This window comes from Pseudomonas sp. LB3P14, from assembly GCF_054898045.1.
The window spans coordinates 5603143-5622771 of record NZ_CM142714.1 but is presented as its reverse complement, the minus strand read 5'-3'; the positions used below and the strand labels follow the sequence as shown (position 1 = coordinate 5622771).

Below are 19629 nucleotides of genomic sequence, written 5' to 3'. Positions count from 1 at the left end.
TCGGCTACTTTTCGAAACTGCTGGAAGGGAATACATCGCTGCCGCGCCAGCGTCGAACCGAGCGCTGGAAGAACAGGCTGTTGGGCACTTGCACCATCGCGCTGCCGGTGCCGAGTTCTTCGGCTTCGATCAGCGTGGTGTAGAGCAGATTGATCGCCACTACCCGGCCTTTGACGCCAGGCTTGTCGGTGGTGTCCACCAACTCGACCACGTCACCGAGGCGGAACGGGCCGACGGTGAAGATCAGGATCGCGCACAGCAGATTGGAGAGCACGCTCCACATCGCGAAGAACGCCACCGCCGCTACCGCGACAAACCCGGACAACGCGGTCCAGAGCACCGTCGCCGACACCCCCAGGCGTTCCAGTACGAAGATCAGCGCACTGCCCATGATCAGCCAGCGCAGACCACCGCGCAGCGGCATCAGCAATTGCGGTGGAAACGGATACCGCTCACCCAGGCGAGTCAGGCACTTGGCGACGCAGCGCTGGGCGACATATCCCGCCAACAGGATCAGCAAGATTTGCACGAAGAGCCAGATCGGCTCAATCCACACGGCAGGCAATGGCAGCTTGAAGGCTTCCATCAGGACAACGCCTCCAGCTCCGCCTGCATGCTTTCGAGCAACTCCAGCGCTTCCATCCAGGCTTCTTCCAGTTCGGCTTCACGTACCTTCAGCTTGGCCTGTTCGGCTAGCAGATCACGCAATTCGTTTTTGCGCGCCGGTTCGTAAATGTCGCTGTCGCCGAGGCTGGTATCGATCTTCGCCAGTTTCTCGTGCAGCTTGCCCAGCTCGGCTTCGAGCTTGTCAGCCTCGCGCTTGTGCGGCGCCAGTTGTTGACGCAACGCAGCAGCGGCCTGGCGCTGGGCCTTCTTGTCGGTCTTGTCCGGATTGACCGGGGTGTTGCTGACCGGGGCGTTGCGCTGACGGTAGTCCACCAGCCAACGGGTGTAGTCTTCCAGGTCGCCGTCGAACTCCTCGACCTTGCCGTCCGCCACCAGGTAGAAATTGTCGGTAGTGCTTTTAAGCAAATGGCGATCGTGGGAGACCACCAGTACCGCGCCACTGAATTCCTGAAGGGCCATGGTCAGCGCCAGACGCATTTCCAGGTCCAGGTGGTTGGTCGGTTCGTCGAGCAGCAGCAAATTCGGCCGGCCCCAGGCGATTAACGCCAGCGCCAGGCGAGCCTTCTCGCCACCGGAGAAATTCAGCACCGGCTCATCGATCCGCGCGCCACGGAAGTCGAAACCACCGAGGAAGTCGCGCAGGGTCTGCTCGCGCTCGGTCGGCGCCAGGCGCTGCATATGCAGCAACGGGCTGGCCTTGGAGTCGAGTGAATCCAGCTGATGCTGGGCGAAGTAACCGACGACGGTGTTCTCGCCACGGGTCAATCGACCGGACAACGGCTCGAGTTCACCGGCGAGGTTTTTGATCAGGGTCGATTTACCGGCGCCGTTCGGGCCGAGCAAACCGATCCGTGCACCGGGGGTCAGTTGTAGCTTGACCTTTTCCAGCACGGCTTTGTCGCCATAACCCAGACGAGCATCAGACAGGTCAATCAGCGGGCTGGAGATCTTCACCGATTCGCGGAAGACGAAATCGAACGGCGAATCGACGTGGGCGGCGGACAGTTCTTCCATCCGCTCCAAGGCCTTGATCCGGCTCTGGGCCTGACGGGCCTTGGTGGCCTGGGCCTTGAAGCGGGCGATGTAGCTTTCCATGTGCGCACGTTGCACCTGTTGCTTCTCGTAGGCCTGCTGTTGCTGGGCCAGACGTTCGGCACGGGCGCGTTCGAAGGCGCTGTAACCACCGCGATACAGGGTGATCTTGCGCTGATCGACGTGAGCCACGTGATCGACCACGGCATCGAGAAAGTCCCGGTCGTGAGAAATCAGCATCAAGGTGCCGGGATAGCTTTTGAGCCATTCTTCGAGCCAGATGATGGCGTCGAGGTCCAAGTGGTTGGTCGGTTCGTCGAGTAGCAGAAGGTCCGAGGGGCACATCAAAGCCTGCGCCAAGTTCAGACGCATCCGCCAACCACCAGAGAAATCTCCTACCTGGCGATCCATTTGCTCGTTGGTGAACCCAAGCCCTGCCAGCAACTTGCGCGCTCGGGCGTCGGCGGTGTAACCATCGGCGCTGTCGAGCTCGGAGTGCAGGCGGGCCTGAGCGGCACCGTCATGGGCCGCTTCGGCTGCGGCGAGGTCGCGTTGCACCTCGCGCAGGCGCAGGTCGCCATCGAGCACATAGTCGACCGCCACGCGATCGAGAGTATCGATCTCCTGGCGCATGTGGGCGATGCGCCAGTCCGTCGGCAAGAAGCAATCACCCGAGTCCGGGTGCAGGTCACCCAGAAGCAAGGCGAACAGGCTCGATTTGCCGGCGCCGTTGGCACCGATGAGGCCGGCTTTGTGGCCGGCGTGCAGGGTCAGCTCGGCGTCTTCTAGCAGACGTTGCGGGCCACGCTGTAAAGTCAGGTTCTGAAGTCGAATCATAATGGCGGCGGAGTCTACCAGCTTCGCTCGCAACTGGCGCGAGTAGCACTATGTCCTCTGACCTGTGGAGCTTTTCCCTTAGTACTTACGCCCGTCCCGGCGTTGAACACACCTGCCTGCGATTACAGTCGGCGGGCGTGAATGTGTGCTTGCTGCTCGGTGGATTGTGGCTGGCACAGCGGGGCGTTGCCTGTAACGAGCAGCGATTGCAGCTACTTCGCAATGTGGCCGAACCCTGGGATACCGATGTCGTGCAACCGCTGCGAGCATTGCGCATGCAATGGAAAGCCGCCGCGACTGAGGATGCCGAGCTGACTACGTTGCGCGAAAAAGTGAAGGCACTGGAGCTCGATGCCGAGCGACATCTGTTGGTGCGACTGGAACGATCGGCGTTGAGTTGGCCACAAGGTGAGGCGACCGATCTATCGGCCTGGCTGGAAGGTGTGACGGCAGGCGCCGCCCACCTGGACCGCGACGCGCTGCATCAGCTGCGCGTCGCGGTAACCGGCACTTAGGAAGCGCTGGTTGGGGTGGTTGCTGCGATCGATGCGGCGGCCGGCGTTGGCGCTGGCGTGGCTGTCGAGGTGGCTGCTGCTAAAGCAGACGTTGCTGCCGGAGCCGGGTTGGCTGGCCTGGCAACTGGCGCGGCGGCCGGCTTGGCGGCAACCGGTTTTTTCACTGCTGGTTTTGCAGCTGGCTTCGCCGCCGCTGGCTTGGCAGCGGGTTTGGCGGTGGCCAGTTTGGCAGCAGCGGCAGGTTTAGCCGCAGCAGGTTTGGCTGCCGGTTTAGCGGCTGGTTTAGCGGCCGGCTTGGCCGCTGCTTTTACAGCGGGTTTGGCCGCGGTTCTCGCAGCAGGTTTTGCAGCGGTTTTAGCCGCGACAGATTTGGCGGCCGGCTTCGCAGCAGGTTTCGCTGCTGCAGTTTTGGCTGCTGGTCTTGCTGCGGGTTTAGCGGCCGTTTTTGCAGCTGGTTTTGCAGCCGCGGTTTTCGCCACGGCGGGTTTGGCAGCAGCAGTTCTTGCACTAGATTTGGCTGCGGCAGGCTTGGCAGCCGTCGTTTTAGCAGCCGGTTTCGCAGCGCTGGCAGCGACTGGTTTTCTCGCTGCAGGTTTAGCGGCAGGTTTTGCTGCGGCTTTCACCGGTGCTCTGGCGGCCGGTTTGGTGGCAGGCTTGACCGGTGCTTTTGCAGCAGCCGGTTTGGCAGCGGCTTTCTTGGCAGGAGCCGCAGCAGGCTTGGCCGAACGCAGGGACAACGCCTTGCCGACAGCCTCTTGTACACGACCGACGCCCTGGGCCAATTTCAGGCTTTCTTGAGCATCGCGCTTGAGTTGCAGAATGTAGCTACGAGTTTCCGATTGACGATCCTTGAGGGCATCGAGCAGGTCCTCAAGCTCCTTCGCCGCGTCCTTGGCTTTGGCTTGTGCCTTGGCCTTGCCGGCCGCCGCAGCGTCCTGCAATTTGGTACGGGACTTGTGCAACTTTTCCTGCGCTTTTCCGCGCTGCTTTTCCAGTTTGGCGAGCAGTTTTTCAGCATCAGCCAAGGCTTGGGAACAAGCGTTTTCCAGATGCTCGAGCAAGCTGCCCGAGAGTTGTTGGAGTAAGTGCAACGGAGTATTTACTGGCTTCTTGGTGGCCGACATGATTTACCTCCTGGCTGACGTGGGTGCGGCTCATACTAGACCTCTGCTGCTACCGCCGCTAGGGCATGTTGACAGTATCCAAAGCGCTGCGTTGCAACGGATTGAAATTCTTCTTCGCCTGCGCAAAACCAGTTCACCGTTGAGCGCATTCACACTGGCATAATCCTTCGCATCTCAGGTCGGAGAGTGCCCATGTCGCGCTACCTTTTTTTATCACTGTTCGTGTTTTTTTCCGTGGCTCAGGCCGCCGAAAAAACCAAAGGAAATGACACTCACGATCTCTCTTACAGCCTGGGCGCCAGCCTCGGCGAACGCCTGCGCCAGGAGGTTCCCGATCTGCAGCTTCAGGCGCTGATCGAAGGTTTGCAACAAGCCTATCAAGGCAAACCCCTGGCGCTGAAAGATGAGCAGATCGAACAGATTCTTGCCGAGCACGAAGCCCAGGTCGCCTTGCAACCAACCATGGGGCAAAGCGAAATCGCTCTCCAAAAAGAGCGGGCGTTTCTCGACGAGGAAAAAGCCAAACCGGGCGTTCGTGAGCTGACCGATGGAATATTGCTAACGGAGTTGGTACCGGGCGCTGGTGCCAAAGCCGGCCCCAACGGCAAAGTCCAGGTGCTGTATATCGGTCGCCTTCCCGACGGCACAGTGTTCGATCAGAACAGTCAGCCGCAGTGGTTCAGTCTCGACAGCGTGATCAGCGGATGGCGCAGCGCGTTGCAACAAATGCCGGTCGGCGCGAAATGGCGCCTGGTGATTCCATCGGCCGAAGCCTATGGCGCCGAGGGTGCCGGCGACCTGATTGCGCCGTTTACACCGCTGGTATTCGAAGTCGAATTGCGCGGTGCCACAAGCTGAATACCGGAAATGAAAAACGGCGCGCATAGCGCACCGTTTTTTAAGGTCTTGCAGGAAGGGATTCAGGCCTGAACCGAATCTTCTTCCTTGTGAGCGGTGTGCAGCACTTCGATCAGGCAGTCTTCCAGTTCGAAGCGTTCGTGCAACAGGCCACCCAGCTCTTTGAATTTCTCTGCCACGCATTGACCTGCATCACACAGGTCGTTGAACGCGAGCAGCTTCTCGGTGATGACGTCGATGCGAGGGTAAATCGTCTCGGCCAGCTCCAGCCCGCGAGTGTCACCAAACGCCTTGGCTTCGCCGGTCAGCTGTTCGTAGATCTCGAAATGCCCGGCAGACACGTAGTCGACCAGCACTCCGCAAAACTCCTGCAAAGGCTTTCGGTTTTCGCCCAAAGCCTCTGGCTTGGCACCGAGAGCATCGTAGGCCCGAACCAGTTCGTGACGCTCCTGCAACCAGCGATCGATCAGCAGATGCACTCCACCCCAACGTTCTTGAGCATTCTGACAACTTTCGAGCATGGTGATCTCTCTTCCCTTGTGGGTCATGCTGCCCTACACCTGTCGCAGACTTGAAATCAAGAATCGGCCAGGCAGAGCGTCATCGAGCAACATAATTCCAATGACACGTGCGGGCCAGATTATGCCCGCGCGACAATGGCTTCAAGGTACGCAGGAGATAAAGTTCATACAAGTGTTTAATCACCCGCCAGCGCCCGGTGTGACAACTCGCCGCTGAGCGGTCGCTGACAGGCTTTCCAGACAAGACGCAGCACCTGATAAATACCTAAAACCGTCATCGCCATGAAGAGCAGCAGACTCCACTCAGGAATGCTCAGATCGAACAGTGTCCAGGAAATTTCCGCGCACTCTGCCTCCCCTTTAAACATGTGCGTCACCTGGCACAACCAAGGCAGGTCCTCGTACTGAACAGCCAGATTGGGCGAGCACGTCAATAGCTGATGCGTTGGATCGCTCTGCAGCAATACCTGCCGCCATGCCGTGACCGTTCCCGCCAGACTGCAAAGCAGACCGAGCATCCAATACAGAAAAGACCCGAAGCGGCCCGGCCCATGCACCGAAGCCATCAGGCAGATACCCGTGAGTAACGCGAGGGAAAACCGCTGCAACAGGCACAACCCGCAAGGCTTGAGGCCGACCGCATATTCCAGGTAATAGGACACGCCCAGGGCCAGGGCACCTGCAATGAAAGCCATGAAAAACAAGGAGCGTGAGCAGGCCAAAGACATGGCATTTCCGTAACAGTAGAGACAGGCGGTTACGGTAGAGGAAAGCGCGCCAGCCTTTCAAGGCAGGCCAGCGGGGACACTTCAACAGAAGTGTAGGGAATTCCCGACAGGAACGAGAGGATTAGGTGTAGTCCTCTGTAGGACTCTGCCGATGACGGACTACAAAGGTAAAATCCCGGCAGATTGCAGCCGACTGGATCGCCCGTTCGAGCGACCCGTCATTCACTCATCAAGCGTGAACAGGAACTGGCAACGGTGCCGCCAGCAAGCGCTCATCCAACAAGCCCAAGCCCTCCTGGAACAACTGATTGCTGCGCTCGGTGTCACCCAGCTGCGCCAGGAGCCGCGCCAGTTCCGCGCAGGCTTCCGGATTGCGCTGCATGCGCAAGCTGCTCTCCAGATAGTCCCGGGCCTTGCCCCAAAGGCTGCTTTGCAGACACAAGCGCCCCAAGGTCAGCAGCAGGCTCGGGTCGGCCGGATGGTCTTTGAGCCAGCTCTCGGCGGCGTGCAGTTGACGTGCCGGATCACTGCCGCGAACGAGGCCATAGAGGCGTGCAAGATGACTGTCGTAGTTGCGCTTGAGCGCCGCTCGCAGGATCTCTTCGGCTTCGACCTGAGCACCCAGTTGCCGAAGTTGCTCGGCATAAGCGAGCACCAGTTGCGGCTCCTGACGCTGAGCTGAAGTCAATTGCTGCCAGGCGCGATTGAGCGACTGCAAGCCGACCGTCCCGTCTTCTTCCTGATGCGCCGCCAGGGACAGGTTCTCACCCCAGGCCCGGCGTTCCAGTTCGACCAGCTCGGCCGGTGGCAGGACCTTGTCCTTGCGTAGCTCCGGCAGCAGGCGAATCACGGCCGACCAGTCGCCCCGCTGTTGATGCAAGCGCTGCAACTGACGCAAGGTCTGGACGTTATGAGGATGACGCTCGTGCATGGCTTGCAAGGTCACCAGGGCGCCTTCGGTATCGCCGCGGTCGGTCTGTAATTGGGCGTGGCTGAGGGCAATTGCCAACTCTGCCTGAGGCTGTCGCTCAAGAGCGCGCTCCAGTAAGTTGTCGCTTTCCTCGTAATGACCTTGTTCGTTCGCGGCCCGGGCAGCGCCGAGGTAATAAAGCAACGGCTGGCGCTCGGCTTCCGCGGCCCGGTGCAGATGACGCTGTGCACTGGCCCAGCGACCTTCGGCCAGATCCAGCTGACCGTGTTCAATCGCCACCTGCACCCGGCGACTACGGTTGCGTCGCGACCAGGGATTGACCACACCGCCGGAGGTTGTCACCAGTTCGATTAGCGCCTTGATGCCCCAGAACACCAGCCACAGCACGGCGACCAACGCCAGGGTTGCCCACAGGCTCGATTCGTAACGGAAGCTTTTGTAGGCGATCAGCACGTAACCGGAATGCTCGGCAATCGCCAACCCCAACGCGGCAGCAGCGGCGATCACCAGGAACACGATCACATAGAGGCGTTTCATGGTGTCGCCTCCTGAGCGGTGTTCGCGGCAGGTTTGGCCATCGGCTTGATCGAGTCCTCGGCGTTGACATTACGCCGTTCCAGATACCCCTGAACCGCGCTCAGCGTGCCGGTCAGGTCTGGCGTGACGACGGTGACCGGCTGCTTGCTCAACTCGCCAACCTGCTCAAGCATCACTTTGCTCTGAGGGTTGTCCGGATTGAAGTTGCCTTTGAGCACGTCCCGCGCCTCCGCCAGCGCCTGGGTGTAAACGGCTGCCTGGCCATTGAGCGCGGCCCATTGCGCCTGCTCCAGTGCCAGGCTCAGGGCCAGGCGCACCTGGCTCAGGCTCTGCCCGGCCAGCAATGGACGCACATTCTTGTCGGCGTTGAAGTCGATGCGGATGTAGCGCGAGACCTGATCCCACCATTGCGCCCAGCGACTCGCGCCGTCGCCATCGGCGGTGAGACCCAGCAGGGATTCACCACGATCCTTGTACTCCGGTGCCAGCTCGGTGAGGCTGATGACCTGGTCGCGCAGCGCCCCCAGTCGCAGGAACAGCCCGGTGCGATCCGGCTGCTCGGTGCTACGCAATGCCACCAGCGTTTTGGCCACTTGCTCGCGAGCGGCAAAGGAACCCGGGTCGTTCTGTTCGCGCAGAATTTCATCGGCGCCCTGCACCAGGGCCTGGGCACTGCTGATGTCCTGCAACGCGGAAAGACGCAGGCTGGCCAGGCGCAGCAGGTGCTCGGCCTCGGCCAGACGCCAGTCCTTGCGGCTGGCGCCGAGAACCGTTTCCAGACGCTGATTCAAACGTTGCTGATCGCCTTGAAGTTGGGTGACCAAACGACTGCGCGCGTCGAGCTCTTCGGCGGCAGGCATTTGTTCCAGGCGAGCAGTCAGGCGTTGTTCATTGAGTTTCAGGTCCTGCGCCTGATCGTTCAATGCCTGGACCTGACTCAACTGTTGTTGAGTATTGGCTTGCAGGTGACGCACCTGCCAGACTCCCCAACCGCCCACGGCGACACCGGCAGCGCCCAGCAACAGCGCGACGATTGCCAGCCCATTGCCTCGGCGCTGCACTGCAGCAGGTGGCCCGGTTTCAACCGGTGCTTCAACCGGTGCATCGAGCACTGGCTGGACGTCATCTTTAGGCAAGGCTGTTTCGCTCACGTATCCATCCTTTGCATTAGAGAACGGGCACGGGGTGCTCCCGTAACGCCGTCAGCAAAGCCGCGGCACTGGCGCCGCGACAATCCACAACTGTTTGGGCCCCGGCGGCACGTGCCAGCTCGGCGACCCTTGGGCTTGGAACAAACAACGGCAACTGCGCCAATTGCGGCCAGGCATCGCCGGCCAATTGATGCAGGTGCTCAAAACCCTGTCCACTGCTGACCACCAGCCCGTTCAAGCGTTCCGCCCGGATCCGCTCAGGCAGGGCTGCTGACGGGTACTGCGGCAGGCCGCGACGGTACAACTCCAGATACTCGACACTAGCACCTAGCTCGCGCAAACGCTCAGCCAGCAACTCGCGTCCACCCTCCCCGCGCATGATCAGCACGCGTGGACCGGGTCGTGCGATCGCCTCGCGCAACGAGGGAAGTTCAAGCAACGCTTCACTGTCATCGCCATCCACCGGAAAGCTGACGTCGAACCCGTGATCCTCAAGGATCTGCGCGGTGGCTGCGCCCACGCTGAACCACTTCAGAGCGGGTGGTTGCGGCCAATGCTGGTTGACCAGATCGACGCCGATTCTGGCGGCCGGCTTGCTGACTACGATCACCGCGCAATAGCGATCCAGACCCTGAATCAACTCGCGCATTGTGTCAGAGACAGGAATCGGCTCTATCTCCAAAAGCGGCAAACTGCTGCTGAAAATCCCCTTTTCGGTCAAAAGACTGCTCAGCGCCGCCGACTCATCCGCGGGACGCGTCAGCAGCAGGCGCCAGCCCGTCACTCGTGACCTGCCTCGCCGTAGACCGCTTTCAGAATGTCGTTGGCGCCTTGACTCAGCAGGTCTTCAGCCACTTGCACGCCCAGGGCTTCGGCGTCACTGCGTGGTGCACGAGCCTCGGCGCTGAGCAGCAGACCACCGTTCGGATCACCGACAAGACCACGCAACCAGATCTGCTCACCTTCGAGCACGGCGTAGCAAGCGATTGGCACTTGGCAGCCGCCATTCAAATGTTTGTTGAGAGCACGTTCGGCGGTCACGCGGGTGGCGGTGTCCTGATGGTGCAGCGGCGCCAACAGCGCGTGAATTTCGCTGTCGACGCTACGGCATTCGATACCCACCGCACCTTGGCCACCGGCCGGCAGACTGTCGTCGACGCTGATGGCCGAGCTAATCCGATCTTCAAAGCCGAGACGAATCAGGCCGGCAGCCGCGAGGATAATGGCGTCGTATTCGCCGGCATCGAGCTTGGCCAGGCGCGTGTTGACGTTACCGCGCAGGAAGCGGATCTCAAGGTCCGGACGCCGGGTCAGCAATTGAGCCTGGCGGCGCAGACTGGAGGTGCCGACGATACTGCCTTGCGGCAACTCATCCAGGCTGGCGTAGGTGTTGGAGACGAATGCATCGCGCGGGTCTTCGCGCTCGCAGATGCAGAACAGACCGAGGCCTTCAGGGAAGTCCATCGGCACGTCTTTCATGGAGTGCACAGCGATGTCGGCTTCGTTTTCCAGCAGCGCGGTTTCCAGCTCTTTGACGAACAGGCCCTTGCCGCCGATTTTCGACAGTGGCGAGTCGAGCAACTTGTCACCGCGACTGACCATGGGCACCAACGTCACGAGCAGACCCGGATGGGCCTCTTCCAGACGAGCTTTGACGTATTCGGCCTGCCACAGGGCGAGAGCACTTTTACGGGTGGCGATGCGGATTTCGCGAGAGGACATGGATCAATCCGTACTGAATAGATACGGCGGATAATAACAGCTCAGCCAAATCCACTTTGACTTGTATCAGGAACCGCATGGCCTCCCTGGCCTCAGACACCCAGCAATGGGGATAAAACCCGCCCGTAAACGGCGGATTAAAGCTGCTGCATCATCTTGCGCACGCCGGCCACATGCCGTCGGCTGACGATCAGGGCATCGCCGTTCAAGCCTTTGAGGAACAGCTGAAAATGCCCCAGAGGCGTACGTTGCAGTCGTTCGATGCGTTCGCGGGCGACCAGCGCGTTGCGGTGGATGCGCACGAAGCGGTCGCCAAATTCATCTTCAAGGGCCTTGAGCGGCTCATCCAGCAGTACTTCGCCGCTCTCGTGGCGCAAGGTCACGTATTTGTGATCCGCAATGAAGTAGACCACCTGATCCAGCGGGATCAGTTCGATACCTTTACGGGTACGGGCGCTGATGTGACTGCGTGGGCCACTGCCACTTTCGGCGGCGGGACGGGTCAGGGCCGCGAGCTGGACGCGATTGGGCCGCTCGGCTTTCTTTAACGCTTCATTCAATTGTTCTGTACGCACAGGTTTCACCAGATAGCCTACGGCGCTGGCCAGTAAGGCTTCCACGGCAAATTCATCGGGCCCTGCGCAGAACACCACGGCGGGTGGGGTTTCGCGTTCGCACAATCGTGCAGCCACTTGCAGGCCATCGAGGCCCGGCATGCGGATATCGAGCAGCACGATATCCGGTTTGTGGCTGTCGATCAGTGCCAACGCCTCTTCGCCGTTCGTGGCGCTAGGCTCCAGGACACTGTATCCCTCGAGTTCGCCAACCATTCGGCTCAGGCGCTCGCGGGCCAGGGGTTCGTCATCAACGATCAGGACATTCATATTGCGCTGGATTCCTGCGTGAGTCTCGCACAAGGATAGCGTAGACAGGTGAAGTGACGTCCGTCACCGCGATCCACGCTAAGACTAGCGCGAAGGCCAAAAAGTGCCGCGCGACAGACGGCTAAATTTTCATCTGTATGGCGATTGGCGGCACGGGCCCGCGTTGGCGAGGCATCGCCGTAGGGTTTGTTGATACACAATATGAACACCCCCTCTTCTTATAGTCCGCTGCAGCGCCTGGAAGTGCGCTGATCCTACTGTCCAACTGTAGACGGTTGCCGGCACGATAGTGCTCAATTGAAAAATATCGTTGCGCAATTCCCCCGCGGCGTTGGCCCGAGTATGGACCGCCGCATGAGAAAAAAAACGTATCGACCAGCGTCAGCGACAGGATTGGCAACCCTGTTATTATCCGCACCAGCTTTCAACGCCATCTTTTTCCAGCCGATACGAGCGAATTCATGAGCACTGACAAGACCAATCAGTCCTGGGGCGGCCGCTTCAGTGAACCCGTCGACGCCTTCGTCGCCCGCTTCACCGCCTCCGTCACTTTCGACCAGCGCCTGTATCGCCACGACATCATGGGCTCGATCGCCCACGCCACGATGCTGGCCAAGGTCGGCGTGCTGACCGATGCCGAGCGCGACAGCATCACCGATGGCCTGAAGACCATCCAGGGTGAAATCGAGGCCGGTCAGTTCGACTGGCGCATCGACCTCGAAGACGTGCACATGAACATCGAGGCACGTCTGACCGACCGCATCGGCGTGACCGGTAAGAAGCTGCACACCGGCCGCAGCCGCAACGACCAGGTCGCCACCGACATCCGCCTGTGGCTGCGTGACGAGATCGACCTGATCCTGAGCGAAATCACCCGTCTGCAAAAAGGCTTGCTGGAGCAGGCCGAGCGCGAAGCTGGCAGCATCATGCCGGGCTTCACTCACCTGCAAACCGCGCAGCCGGTGACCTTCGGGCACCACATGCTGGCCTGGTTCGAAATGCTCAGCCGCGACTACGAGCGCCTGGTCGATTGCCGCAAACGTACCAATCGCATGCCACTGGGCAGCGCCGCACTGGCGGGCACCACCTACCCGATCGACCGCGAATTCACCGCCCAACTGTTGGGCTTCGACGCTGTTGGCGGTAACTCGCTGGACAACGTTTCCGATCGTGACTTCGCTATCGAATTCTGCTCGGCCGCGAGCATCGCGATGATGCACTTGTCGCGCTTCTCTGAAGAGCTGGTGCTGTGGACCAGCGCCCAGTTCCAGTTCATCGATCTGCCAGACCGTTTCTGCACCGGCAGCTCGATCATGCCGCAAAAGAAAAACCCGGACGTGCCAGAGCTGGTGCGTGGCAAGACCGGTCGCGTATTCGGTGCACTGATGGGCCTGCTGACCCTGATGAAAGGCCAGCCACTGGCCTACAACAAGGACAACCAGGAAGACAAGGAGCCGCTGTTCGACGCCGCCGACACGTTGCGCGACTCGCTGCGGGCCTTTGCCGACATGATCCCGGCGATCAAACCCAAGCACGCGATGATGCGCGAAGCGGCACTGCGCGGTTTCTCCACCGCCACCGACCTGGCCGACTACCTGGTTCGTCGTGGCCTGCCGTTCCGTGACTGCCACGAAATCGTTGGCCATGCCGTGAAGTACGGCGTGGAAAGCGGTAAAGACCTGGCGGAAATGAGCCTGGAAGAGCTGCGCAAGTTCAGCGACCAGATCGATCAGGATGTGTTCGCCGTGTTGACGCTGGAAGGCTCGGTGAATGCCCGTGACCATATCGGCGGGACTGCGCCGGCGCAGGTCAAGAAGGCCGTGGCTCGCGGTCAGGCGCTACTCGCCAGCCGCTAAAAAAGCATCGCGGGCAAGCCCGCTCCCACAATGATCTCTGAGTTGCCATGGATTGATAGCAAACAGAGAGACCTGTGGGAGCGGGCTTGCCCGCGATGACCTTCGCAGGAACGCTACAAAAACCTACTTCTTGGACGCGACCATTGCCATAAACGCTGGCATCGCCGCTTCCTTGTCCGCCGCAATCCGCTGCACATTCGGATTTTTCCCCAGACGCTCCAGCAGCGCCTTGGCCGCTGGCATCTCGGCCAGCAAATCCAGATCAAACAGCTTCTGCGCTACCGCACAAGCCAGCGGCACGCTGTAGAGGAAATACAAATCTGCAATGCTCAGGCTGTCACCTGCCACGTAAGGGGCGAATTTGCCGTGCCTGCCCAATGAGGCAAACCCCAGCAGCAACTCGGCTTTGGTCTTGTCCTTGATCGCCTCCGGCACGGTCATGCCGAAAAATGCTTCGGTGTAGCAGGCGCGCCCCGGCAGTTCGATGTACAGCTCGATTTCCTTGGCCAGTGCCAAAGCCCGCGACCGCTCAAAGGGATCGCTCGGCAACAGCGGCGTGCCTTTCTGGCTGTGTTCGAGGTATTCGAGAATCACGCTGGTTTCATTGACGAAACCCTGTTCGACGCCCAGCACCGGAATCTTCCCGCGCGGGCTGATGGCTAATGCCTCGGCGCTCGGCCCTGGGTAAAACAGTACTTCTTCAAACGGCAGTCCCTTCTCCAGCAGCGCCAGCTTGACCATGTTGTAGTAGTTGCTGACGGAAAATCCATAAAGCTTGAGCATCACATAGCCTCCAGGCCGTGCAAGGGGTTGGCAGTGCCTGTTTATAGAACGCAATGGCAATTCTTGCCAGCAGCATCACAGCGCTGAATGCAGGTAAACTGGCCGCCTTTCCTTAAGGAGCCTGCCATGAGTGAGCCAACCCCCGATAACAACCAAGACGACATCGACGAAGAAGAGTTCGCCGAAAACACCCTGATCGAAGCCATCGAAAACCAGATTGAAAGCGACAACCCGCCGGCCGCCAAGGCGACCTTCAACAAGCTGACATTGGTGGGTTACGAGCGTGAAGAAATCCTCAATCTGATGGCCCACGTTCTGGCCGTGGAAATCGACGCAATCCTCGAAGAAGACCGCGCGTTCAACACTGAATGGTATGAAACTGCGTTGCGTGCACTGCCAGAGTTGCCGCCCGAAAAGAAGTAAGCGCTACTTGCTCGACGCAGGCTTCTGTGGCGAGGGGGCCTGCCCCCTCGCCACAAACGGCCACTCCCTCGCCACAAAACCCGCTCCTACACAGAATGTCACCAATCATTCCTGCCTTCCCCCAGTCCCTGTCTACACTGGTAACCACCCCGCTGCCGCACCACCCACCGGGGAATGCTTCCCGAGGCGAAAAAACCCTGTCGCGAGCACTGGACATGCCGCCCGAGTGAGATCACCTTAGGGGCGCTGTCGTCCAATTCCTAGAAAGTCTGGAGTCCTTATGTCGCTTACCCCTGAGTTGGTTGCCGAACTGGAAATCCTCGCACTCTTCAACCTGGACAGTTCCCAGGAAGGTTTGAAAATTCATCAGACCGCTGCCCCGAAAGCCATTGCCGCCGCCCAAAGACTGTTCGACAAAGAACTGATCACCCAGCCAGATGGTGGTTATCTGACCAGTCTGGGTCGTGACGCCGCGCAAAATGTGCAAACCGTTCTGACCATTCTCAACGTACGGGAAACTGCCTGAGCATTACCGCAGCGCCCACGGAAACCCCTGCTACGGGATTTCCGCGGGCACACTCTGTTACCTGCCGTCGCCCCGCGATAAAAATCTGACGCCAGAAAAACAAAATCAGCTTAAAAGTCCCAGGGCCGAAGCGCTAAACTGCCCCTCATCCTGAGACCTCCCACGTCCGAGCCCCGCAAGCCGGTTTGAGCTGACATGACCCGCACCCATGAAATCCGCCCCGATCTGGACGAGGGAATCGACCGCAAGGTTCTCAGCCAACTGCGCGCACGTTTTCTGAAGCTCAACGAAGGCCGTATGGCTCGCGCCATGGAAGGATTGTCGACCCGTCAGCAAGCGGTGCTGACCCTGTTGCCGCTGTTTTTCCACGTCAATCACCCGCTATTGCCAGGATACGTTTCGGGCGGTACGCCGACCGGGCTGTCGAATTACGAACCCGACGCCAACGCCCTTGCCGAAGCCCAACGCCTGACTCGCTCGTTTTCCTATAAACCCCGCCATGGCAGCAATCCGCCGCGACCGATTCACGGCCTGTTCCTGATGGGCAGTCTCGGCACCCTGGCCCAGGCCGACCAGAGCGACATGGACGTGTGGGTCTGTCACGGGCCGGACTTGAGCGAAAACGAGCTCACTGAGCTGCAAAAAAAATGCCAGCTCCTCGAAATCTGGGCTGCCAGCCAAGGCGCCGAGGCGCACTTTTTCCTGATCGACCCGACGCGTTTCGTACGCGGCGATCGTGATATGCAACTGAGCTCTGAGAATTGCGGCTCCACCCAGCACTTTCTGCTGCTGGATGAGTTTTATCGCACCGCGATCTGGCTGGCCGGCCGCACACCCATCTGGTGGCTGGTGCCAGTCTACGAAGAGGCAAGCTACGACCGGTACACCCACACGCTGATGTCCAAGCGCTTCATCCGTGCCGACGAAACGCTGGACCTGGGGCATCTGGCCCATATCCCACCCGGCGAGTTCATCGGTGCCGGGCTCTGGCAGTTGTTCAAGGGCATCGAATCGCCGTACAAATCGGTGCTCAAACTGCTGCTGACCGAGGTCTATGCCAGCGAACACCCCAAGGTCCATTGCCTGAGCCTGCGCTTCAAGCAAGCGGTGTTTGCCAATCGGCTCGACCTTGATGAGCTGGACCCGTACGTCGTGGTCTACCGGCGCATCGAGGAATACCTCACCGCCCGTGGCGAGCCGCAACGGCTGGAGCTGGTACGCCGGGCGTTGTACCTGAAGGTCAATCGCAAACTCACCGGCAGCAGCAGTCGCATTCAGAGCTGGCAGCGTTCGTTGCTCAAACGCCTGGCCCACGAATGGCACTGGGATCAGCGTCAACTGGCCCTGCTCGACAGCCGCAGCCAGTGGAAAGTCCGTCAGGTCAGCTCTGAACGCAGGGCCTTGGTCAACGAGCTCAATTACAGCTACCGCTTCCTGACCCAGTTCGCCCGTAACGAACAGACGGTCAGCCTGATCAACAAACGCGACCTCAACGTGCTGGGTCGACGGCTGTACGCGGCGTTCGAGCGCAAGGCCGACAAGGTCGAGTTCATCAACCCTGGCATCGCTTCGGATCTGGCCGAAGACACCCTCACGCTGGTGCAAGCGCCGAACAAAAAAGAATCGGGTCAACCTCAGTGGGGCTTGTACAACGGCAGCCTGACGGCCCTCGAGTGGGAGCATTTCGCACCGATCAAGCGCAGCCGCCAATTGCTGGAACTGCTGACCTGGTGTCACCGCAATGGCGTGATCGACAGCAGCACTCGCCTGGCCTTGCATCCCGGCAGCAGCGACCTGAGCGAGTTCGAACTGTTCAACCTGCTCGGCAGCCTGCAACAGAGCATCGTCCTGCCGCTGACAACCGTCGCCGAAGAACCGTTATTGCGCGCCAGCGTGCCGAGTGAAGTGCTGATTCTGGTGAACGTCGGCGTCGATCCACTCAAGCACCACCGCGACCTGAACATCCTGATGACCACCGAGCGCACCGATTCCCTGAGCTACGCTGGCGTTCGGGAAAACCTGGTGCTGACCCTGGATCAGGTCACGCTCAATAGCTGGAACGAAGTGCTGGTCAGCCGCTACGACGGCCCCCACGCGCTGCTCGACTGCGTGCGCAATTACCTCAACAACCTGCCCAGCGGGCTACAACAACCCACGTTGCGGGTTCGTTGCTTCTGCCACAACCGCGCACAGTTCATCGCCCAGCGGGTTGAAGAAATCCTCGACACCGCGCAGAACCTGCTGTTGAGCAAACTCAATCATCGCTACCTGATTCAGGTCCAGCAGCATTACCACGTGCTGGAACTAGTACCCGGCCAGGTCAATCATGTCGCCCTCGCCACGCTGCCGGCGCTGGTCGATTACCTGGGCGAAGAACTGGCAAGCTACAGCCCGCTGCACCTGGACCCGATGGCCCTGGAAGATCACGACCTGGCGCTGGTCCTGCCAATGGGCCAGCCCGATTGCATTCAGGTGTTCTACCGGATCAACGATTACCGCGCCGACCTGTACGTACTGGATGAACTCAATGCCCTGTGGCAGCAGCGTTTGCCCTATCACGACGAGCAAAGCCTGCTGGTGCCATTACAACGGTTTCTGCAATCGCTCCAATACCGGCGCGACGCAGTGCTGCCGATGGATATCGCCCAGCCGCTGAGCCTGGACACCTTGTATTACCAACTGCTGCCCTCCGGCCCCGTACGGGCACGTCGGGTCGAAGCTCGGCCAGCGCCGCAAACCCCGGTCAACAAACCGTTCTACGACGTGCAGGCGATTGTCGGCAAAGCCGCACCGGGACAGGTGCAGGTCACGTTGTATTGCAATCAGCGGGAGTTTTCAGAGCTGGAGCATGGCGACCAACTGTTCAGCGTGGTCGCCCGGGAAATCGTCGAGCAACGCCGTGAAACCGAACGCTATCGCTGCTACATCACCGACCTGGACCTGTCGGGCCTGCTCGGTGATGGGCAGAACTCAAGCAATCTGTATTTACGCTACAAGGCCGACCTGGAACGCGCACTGAACGAGGCGCTCGAGCAGGTCTGAGGGGACGTCATTCCGGGAAGGAGCCGCCATTGGCTGGCTGCGATTCGACTTCCAGCAGAGTCAGTTTGAGGGTCTTGCCGCCCGGAGCCGGCCAGTCGATGTGCTGGCCAACCTTCAGGCCGAGCAAGGCACTGCCCACTGGCGCCAGAATGGAAATCTTGCCTTCGTCGGCATTGGCATCCTTCGGGTAAACCAGCGTCAGGTGATAGTCCTTGCCGCTGATTTCTTCACGGCAATGCACACGGGAGTTCATGGTCACGACATCGGCTGGCACATCTTCGTGACCGACCAGGGTATCGGCGCGGTCCAGTTCGGTTTGCAGCGCGATAACGCCCGGCAGCGTGTCATCCAGGCTGTCGATCAGGCGTTCCAGACGTTGAACGTCCAGACGGGTAAGGGTGATTGAAGGTGCGGTCATGATTTGGGCAGACTCCTTTCTTCTGCACAGAAAAAGCAAAACCCCGCCAGAAAAAGGCGGGGTTTTCACGAGCCTCGATGGGTTGAGGCGTTTCTCGACACTATCACAGCTCAATAAATATACAAGTCAGGCTCCGCAGACCTGTTTGCGCAGTGCGGCCTGCGTGCAGATGACCCGACGCCGATCGTCATCGGCCGAGCGCCATTCGCGGATGTCTTCGACATGGCGAAAACACCCATGGCAGACCTTCTGCTCATCCAGCCGACACACACCGCTGCACGGCGAAGGGACCGCCGGGCTGACATTGCTGTAGAGCGGTTTGGGCGGACGAACGGGCGCAGGCTGGGTCACGGTCTCACAGACCTTCGAAATCGAGTTCGACGCCAGCTTGCTGCTTGACGATGCGCTCAAGCATCTCGCCCAATTGCTCTTCGCTCTTGTCGCACATCCAGTGCTCGCTCTCTTCGTCGTAATCGAAGTGGAACCCGCCGGACACCGCCGCCAGCCACAACTGCCGCAGCGGCTCCTGACGGCTGAAGATCAACTGGCTGCCGTTTTCGAACTTGACGGTGAGCACACCGGCCGAGCTCTCCAGATCAATATCCAGGTCACTTTCGTCAAAAACATCCTCCAGCGTCTGCTGCGTGGCATCGACCAGATCGTGGAAACGGGCTTCAGTCAAACTCATTGCGGGAACCTCAAAAAGTGTCTACTCACGCTCAAGCGCCGCAAGATACGGGCGAGCCCCGGTGATTGCAAAGGATAACGACCAAGCGCCCGACAGCGTTACGAAATATCCGTGTACGGTGCAGGACAAGTTACCGCGCTACGGTCCAAGCCCCGCCGGACGGGAGCCCCGTCGCATAGGCAAGCTGCCGGGTGGCCGGTATACTCCGGCGCAATTAATGCATTTTCAAGGATTTCGCCATGAAGCGCCTGATCTCTTCCCTTGCTGCGCTCGCTTCGCTCGTCGCTTTTGCCAGCTTATTATCGGCCTGTGGTCAAAAAGGCCCGCTGTACCTGCCCGACGATTCCCAGGACCCTGCCGAGCAGGCCCAGTCCTCGCAAAAGCAGCCGTCGAAAGCACACAAGCACGACGTCTACCAATAAGGGA

General features: G+C 60.0%; 21 protein-coding genes. 7 read left to right on the top strand and 14 right to left on the bottom strand.

What is annotated here, in order from left to right; genetic code table 11:
• Positions 1-4: 4 nt before the first annotated feature.
• Entirely contained in the window at positions 5-586 is a 582-nt protein-coding gene (locus ACYZT5_RS25670) for a mechanosensitive ion channel domain-containing protein (protein ID WP_462047942.1), read from the bottom strand.
• Positions 586-2496, bottom strand: a complete 1911-nt coding sequence (locus ACYZT5_RS25665; protein WP_462047940.1) for an ATP-binding cassette domain-containing protein — start codon at positions 2494-2496, stop codon at positions 586-588. Before ACYZT5_RS25665 ends, ACYZT5_RS25670 begins: the two co-directional genes overlap by 1 nt.
• 50 nt (positions 2497-2546) lie before the next feature.
• Between ACYZT5_RS25665 and ACYZT5_RS25660 the strand changes: the two genes are divergently transcribed.
• Positions 2547-3011, top strand: coding sequence for a TIGR02444 family protein (locus tag ACYZT5_RS25660; RefSeq protein WP_462047939.1), 465 nt, complete (start codon positions 2547-2549; stop codon positions 3009-3011).
• On the opposite strand, the gene ACYZT5_RS25655 is transcribed toward ACYZT5_RS25660, so the two are convergent.
• On the bottom strand, positions 3008-4135 hold the full coding sequence (locus ACYZT5_RS25655; RefSeq protein ID WP_462047938.1) for an AlgP family protein: 1128 nt from the start codon (positions 4133-4135) through the stop codon (positions 3008-3010). The two genes, ACYZT5_RS25660 and ACYZT5_RS25655, sit on opposite strands and share 4 nt — an antisense overlap.
• A 192-nt stretch (positions 4136-4327) precedes the next feature.
• Here ACYZT5_RS25655 and ACYZT5_RS25650 point away from each other — a divergent pair, with 192 nt between their 5' ends.
• Positions 4328-4993, top strand: coding sequence for an FKBP-type peptidyl-prolyl cis-trans isomerase (locus tag ACYZT5_RS25650; RefSeq protein WP_462047937.1), 666 nt, complete (start codon positions 4328-4330; stop codon positions 4991-4993).
• A gap of 62 nt (positions 4994-5055) precedes the next feature.
• On the opposite strand, the gene ACYZT5_RS25645 is transcribed toward ACYZT5_RS25650, so the two are convergent.
• The 7 genes from ACYZT5_RS25645 to ACYZT5_RS25615 form a co-directional block, all read right to left on the bottom strand.
• Entirely contained in the window at positions 5056-5514 is a 459-nt protein-coding gene (locus tag ACYZT5_RS25645) for an Rsd/AlgQ family anti-sigma factor (RefSeq protein ID WP_046045098.1), read from the bottom strand.
• Between the two features lie 176 nt (positions 5515-5690).
• Entirely contained in the window at positions 5691-6242 is a 552-nt protein-coding gene (locus tag ACYZT5_RS25640) for a disulfide bond formation protein B (RefSeq protein ID WP_462047936.1), read from the bottom strand.
• A 229-nt stretch (positions 6243-6471) separates the two neighbouring features.
• Positions 6472-7710, bottom strand: coding sequence for a heme biosynthesis HemY N-terminal domain-containing protein (locus ACYZT5_RS25635; protein ID WP_462047935.1), 1239 nt, complete (start codon positions 7708-7710; stop codon positions 6472-6474).
• Positions 7707-8861 carry a uroporphyrinogen-III C-methyltransferase gene (locus ACYZT5_RS25630; RefSeq protein WP_462047934.1) on the bottom strand — a complete coding sequence of 385 codons (1155 nt, stop codon included), beginning with the start codon at positions 8859-8861 and terminating at the stop codon, positions 7707-7709. The genes ACYZT5_RS25635 and ACYZT5_RS25630 overlap by 4 nt, the downstream gene beginning before the upstream one ends.
• Before the next feature lie 16 nt (positions 8862-8877).
• Positions 8878-9645 (bottom strand): uroporphyrinogen-III synthase, encoded by a 768-nt coding sequence (locus tag ACYZT5_RS25625; RefSeq protein WP_462047933.1) that lies wholly within the window; start codon positions 9643-9645, stop codon positions 8878-8880.
• Positions 9642-10583, bottom strand: coding sequence for a hydroxymethylbilane synthase (gene hemC / locus ACYZT5_RS25620; RefSeq protein ID WP_462047932.1), 942 nt, complete (start codon positions 10581-10583; stop codon positions 9642-9644). Before hemC ends, ACYZT5_RS25625 begins: the two co-directional genes overlap by 4 nt.
• A gap of 137 nt (positions 10584-10720) precedes the next feature.
• Positions 10721-11467: a LytR/AlgR family response regulator transcription factor gene (locus ACYZT5_RS25615; RefSeq protein ID WP_462047931.1), complete on the bottom strand. Its 747-nt coding sequence runs from the start codon at positions 11465-11467 to the stop codon at positions 10721-10723.
• A 461-nt stretch (positions 11468-11928) separates the two neighbouring features.
• Here ACYZT5_RS25615 and argH point away from each other — a divergent pair, with 461 nt between their 5' ends.
• Entirely contained in the window at positions 11929-13323 is a 1395-nt protein-coding gene (gene argH / locus ACYZT5_RS25610; protein WP_010465079.1) for an argininosuccinate lyase, read from the top strand.
• Positions 13324-13446: 123 nt separating this feature from the next.
• On the opposite strand, the gene ACYZT5_RS25605 is transcribed toward argH, so the two are convergent.
• Entirely contained in the window at positions 13447-14106 is a 660-nt protein-coding gene (locus ACYZT5_RS25605) for a glutathione S-transferase family protein (RefSeq protein ID WP_462047930.1), read from the bottom strand.
• A gap of 126 nt (positions 14107-14232) precedes the next feature.
• Between ACYZT5_RS25605 and ACYZT5_RS25600 the strand changes: the two genes are divergently transcribed.
• The 3 genes from ACYZT5_RS25600 (at position 14233) to ACYZT5_RS25590 (ending at position 18097) form a co-directional block, all read left to right on the top strand.
• The gene (locus ACYZT5_RS25600) at positions 14233-14529 is read left to right on the top strand and encodes a hypothetical protein (RefSeq protein WP_282376168.1); all 297 of its coding nucleotides are present in this window, start codon (positions 14233-14235) and stop codon (positions 14527-14529) included.
• A 280-nt stretch (positions 14530-14809) separates the two neighbouring features.
• Positions 14810-15055, top strand: coding sequence for a TIGR02647 family protein (locus tag ACYZT5_RS25595; RefSeq protein ID WP_008150272.1), 246 nt, complete (start codon positions 14810-14812; stop codon positions 15053-15055).
• A 195-nt stretch (positions 15056-15250) separates the two neighbouring features.
• On the top strand, positions 15251-18097 hold the full coding sequence (locus ACYZT5_RS25590; RefSeq protein WP_462047929.1) for a class I adenylate cyclase: 2847 nt from the start codon (positions 15251-15253) through the stop codon (positions 18095-18097).
• Positions 18098-18104: 7 nt separating this feature from the next.
• Here the strand turns inward: ACYZT5_RS25590 and rnk are convergent, their stop codons facing one another.
• The 3 genes from rnk to cyaY form a co-directional block, all read right to left on the bottom strand.
• Positions 18105-18515 carry a nucleoside diphosphate kinase regulator gene (gene rnk / locus ACYZT5_RS25585; protein ID WP_462047928.1) on the bottom strand — a complete coding sequence of 137 codons (411 nt, stop codon included), beginning with the start codon at positions 18513-18515 and terminating at the stop codon, positions 18105-18107.
• Positions 18516-18641: 126 nt separating this feature from the next.
• Entirely contained in the window at positions 18642-18866 is a 225-nt protein-coding gene (locus ACYZT5_RS25580; RefSeq protein WP_462047927.1) for a DUF1289 domain-containing protein, read from the bottom strand.
• A 4-nt stretch (positions 18867-18870) separates the two neighbouring features.
• Positions 18871-19203 carry an iron donor protein CyaY gene (cyaY, locus tag ACYZT5_RS25575; RefSeq protein WP_462047926.1) on the bottom strand — a complete coding sequence of 111 codons (333 nt, stop codon included), beginning with the start codon at positions 19201-19203 and terminating at the stop codon, positions 18871-18873.
• Between the two features lie 239 nt (positions 19204-19442).
• Between cyaY and lptM the strand changes: the two genes are divergently transcribed.
• A complete protein-coding gene (lptM, locus tag ACYZT5_RS25570; protein WP_131060735.1) occupies positions 19443-19625 on the top strand; it encodes an LPS translocon maturation chaperone LptM in 183 nt (60 codons plus the stop codon).
• The last annotated feature ends 4 nt before the right edge of the window (positions 19626-19629 follow it).

Excerpts from the sequence above, each read along its gene's own strand:
- lptM (WP_131060735.1), top strand. The coding sequence starts at position 19,443 with ATGAAGCGCCTGATCTCTTCCCTTGCTGCGCTCGCTTCGCTCGTCGCT.
- ACYZT5_RS25645 (WP_046045098.1), bottom strand. The coding sequence starts at position 5,514 with ATGCTCGAAAGTTGTCAGAATGCTCAAGAACGTTGGGGTGGAGTGCAT.
- cyaY (WP_462047926.1), bottom strand. The coding sequence starts at position 19,203 with ATGAGTTTGACTGAAGCCCGTTTCCACGATCTGGTCGATGCCACGCAG.
- ACYZT5_RS25635 (WP_462047935.1), bottom strand. The coding sequence starts at position 7,710 with ATGAAACGCCTCTATGTGATCGTGTTCCTGGTGATCGCCGCTGCTGCC.
- ACYZT5_RS25600 (WP_282376168.1), top strand. The coding sequence starts at position 14,233 with ATGAGTGAGCCAACCCCCGATAACAACCAAGACGACATCGACGAAGAA.
- argH (WP_010465079.1), top strand. The coding sequence starts at position 11,929 with ATGAGCACTGACAAGACCAATCAGTCCTGGGGCGGCCGCTTCAGTGAA.
- ACYZT5_RS25615 (WP_462047931.1), bottom strand. The coding sequence starts at position 11,467 with ATGAATGTCCTGATCGTTGATGACGAACCCCTGGCCCGCGAGCGCCTG.
- ACYZT5_RS25595 (WP_008150272.1), top strand. The coding sequence starts at position 14,810 with ATGTCGCTTACCCCTGAGTTGGTTGCCGAACTGGAAATCCTCGCACTC.
- ACYZT5_RS25655 (WP_462047938.1), bottom strand. The coding sequence starts at position 4,135 with ATGTCGGCCACCAAGAAGCCAGTAAATACTCCGTTGCACTTACTCCAA.
- ACYZT5_RS25660 (WP_462047939.1), top strand. The coding sequence starts at position 2,547 with ATGTCCTCTGACCTGTGGAGCTTTTCCCTTAGTACTTACGCCCGTCCC.
- ACYZT5_RS25640 (WP_462047936.1), bottom strand. The coding sequence starts at position 6,242 with ATGTCTTTGGCCTGCTCACGCTCCTTGTTTTTCATGGCTTTCATTGCA.
- rnk (WP_462047928.1), bottom strand. The coding sequence starts at position 18,515 with ATGACCGCACCTTCAATCACCCTTACCCGTCTGGACGTTCAACGTCTG.
- ACYZT5_RS25650 (WP_462047937.1), top strand. The coding sequence starts at position 4,328 with ATGTCGCGCTACCTTTTTTTATCACTGTTCGTGTTTTTTTCCGTGGCT.
- ACYZT5_RS25665 (WP_462047940.1), bottom strand. The coding sequence starts at position 2,496 with ATGATTCGACTTCAGAACCTGACTTTACAGCGTGGCCCGCAACGTCTG.
- ACYZT5_RS25605 (WP_462047930.1), bottom strand. The coding sequence starts at position 14,106 with ATGCTCAAGCTTTATGGATTTTCCGTCAGCAACTACTACAACATGGTC.
- ACYZT5_RS25590 (WP_462047929.1), top strand. The coding sequence starts at position 15,251 with ATGACCCGCACCCATGAAATCCGCCCCGATCTGGACGAGGGAATCGAC.
- ACYZT5_RS25670 (WP_462047942.1), bottom strand. The coding sequence starts at position 586 with ATGGAAGCCTTCAAGCTGCCATTGCCTGCCGTGTGGATTGAGCCGATC.
- hemC (WP_462047932.1), bottom strand. The coding sequence starts at position 10,583 with ATGTCCTCTCGCGAAATCCGCATCGCCACCCGTAAAAGTGCTCTCGCC.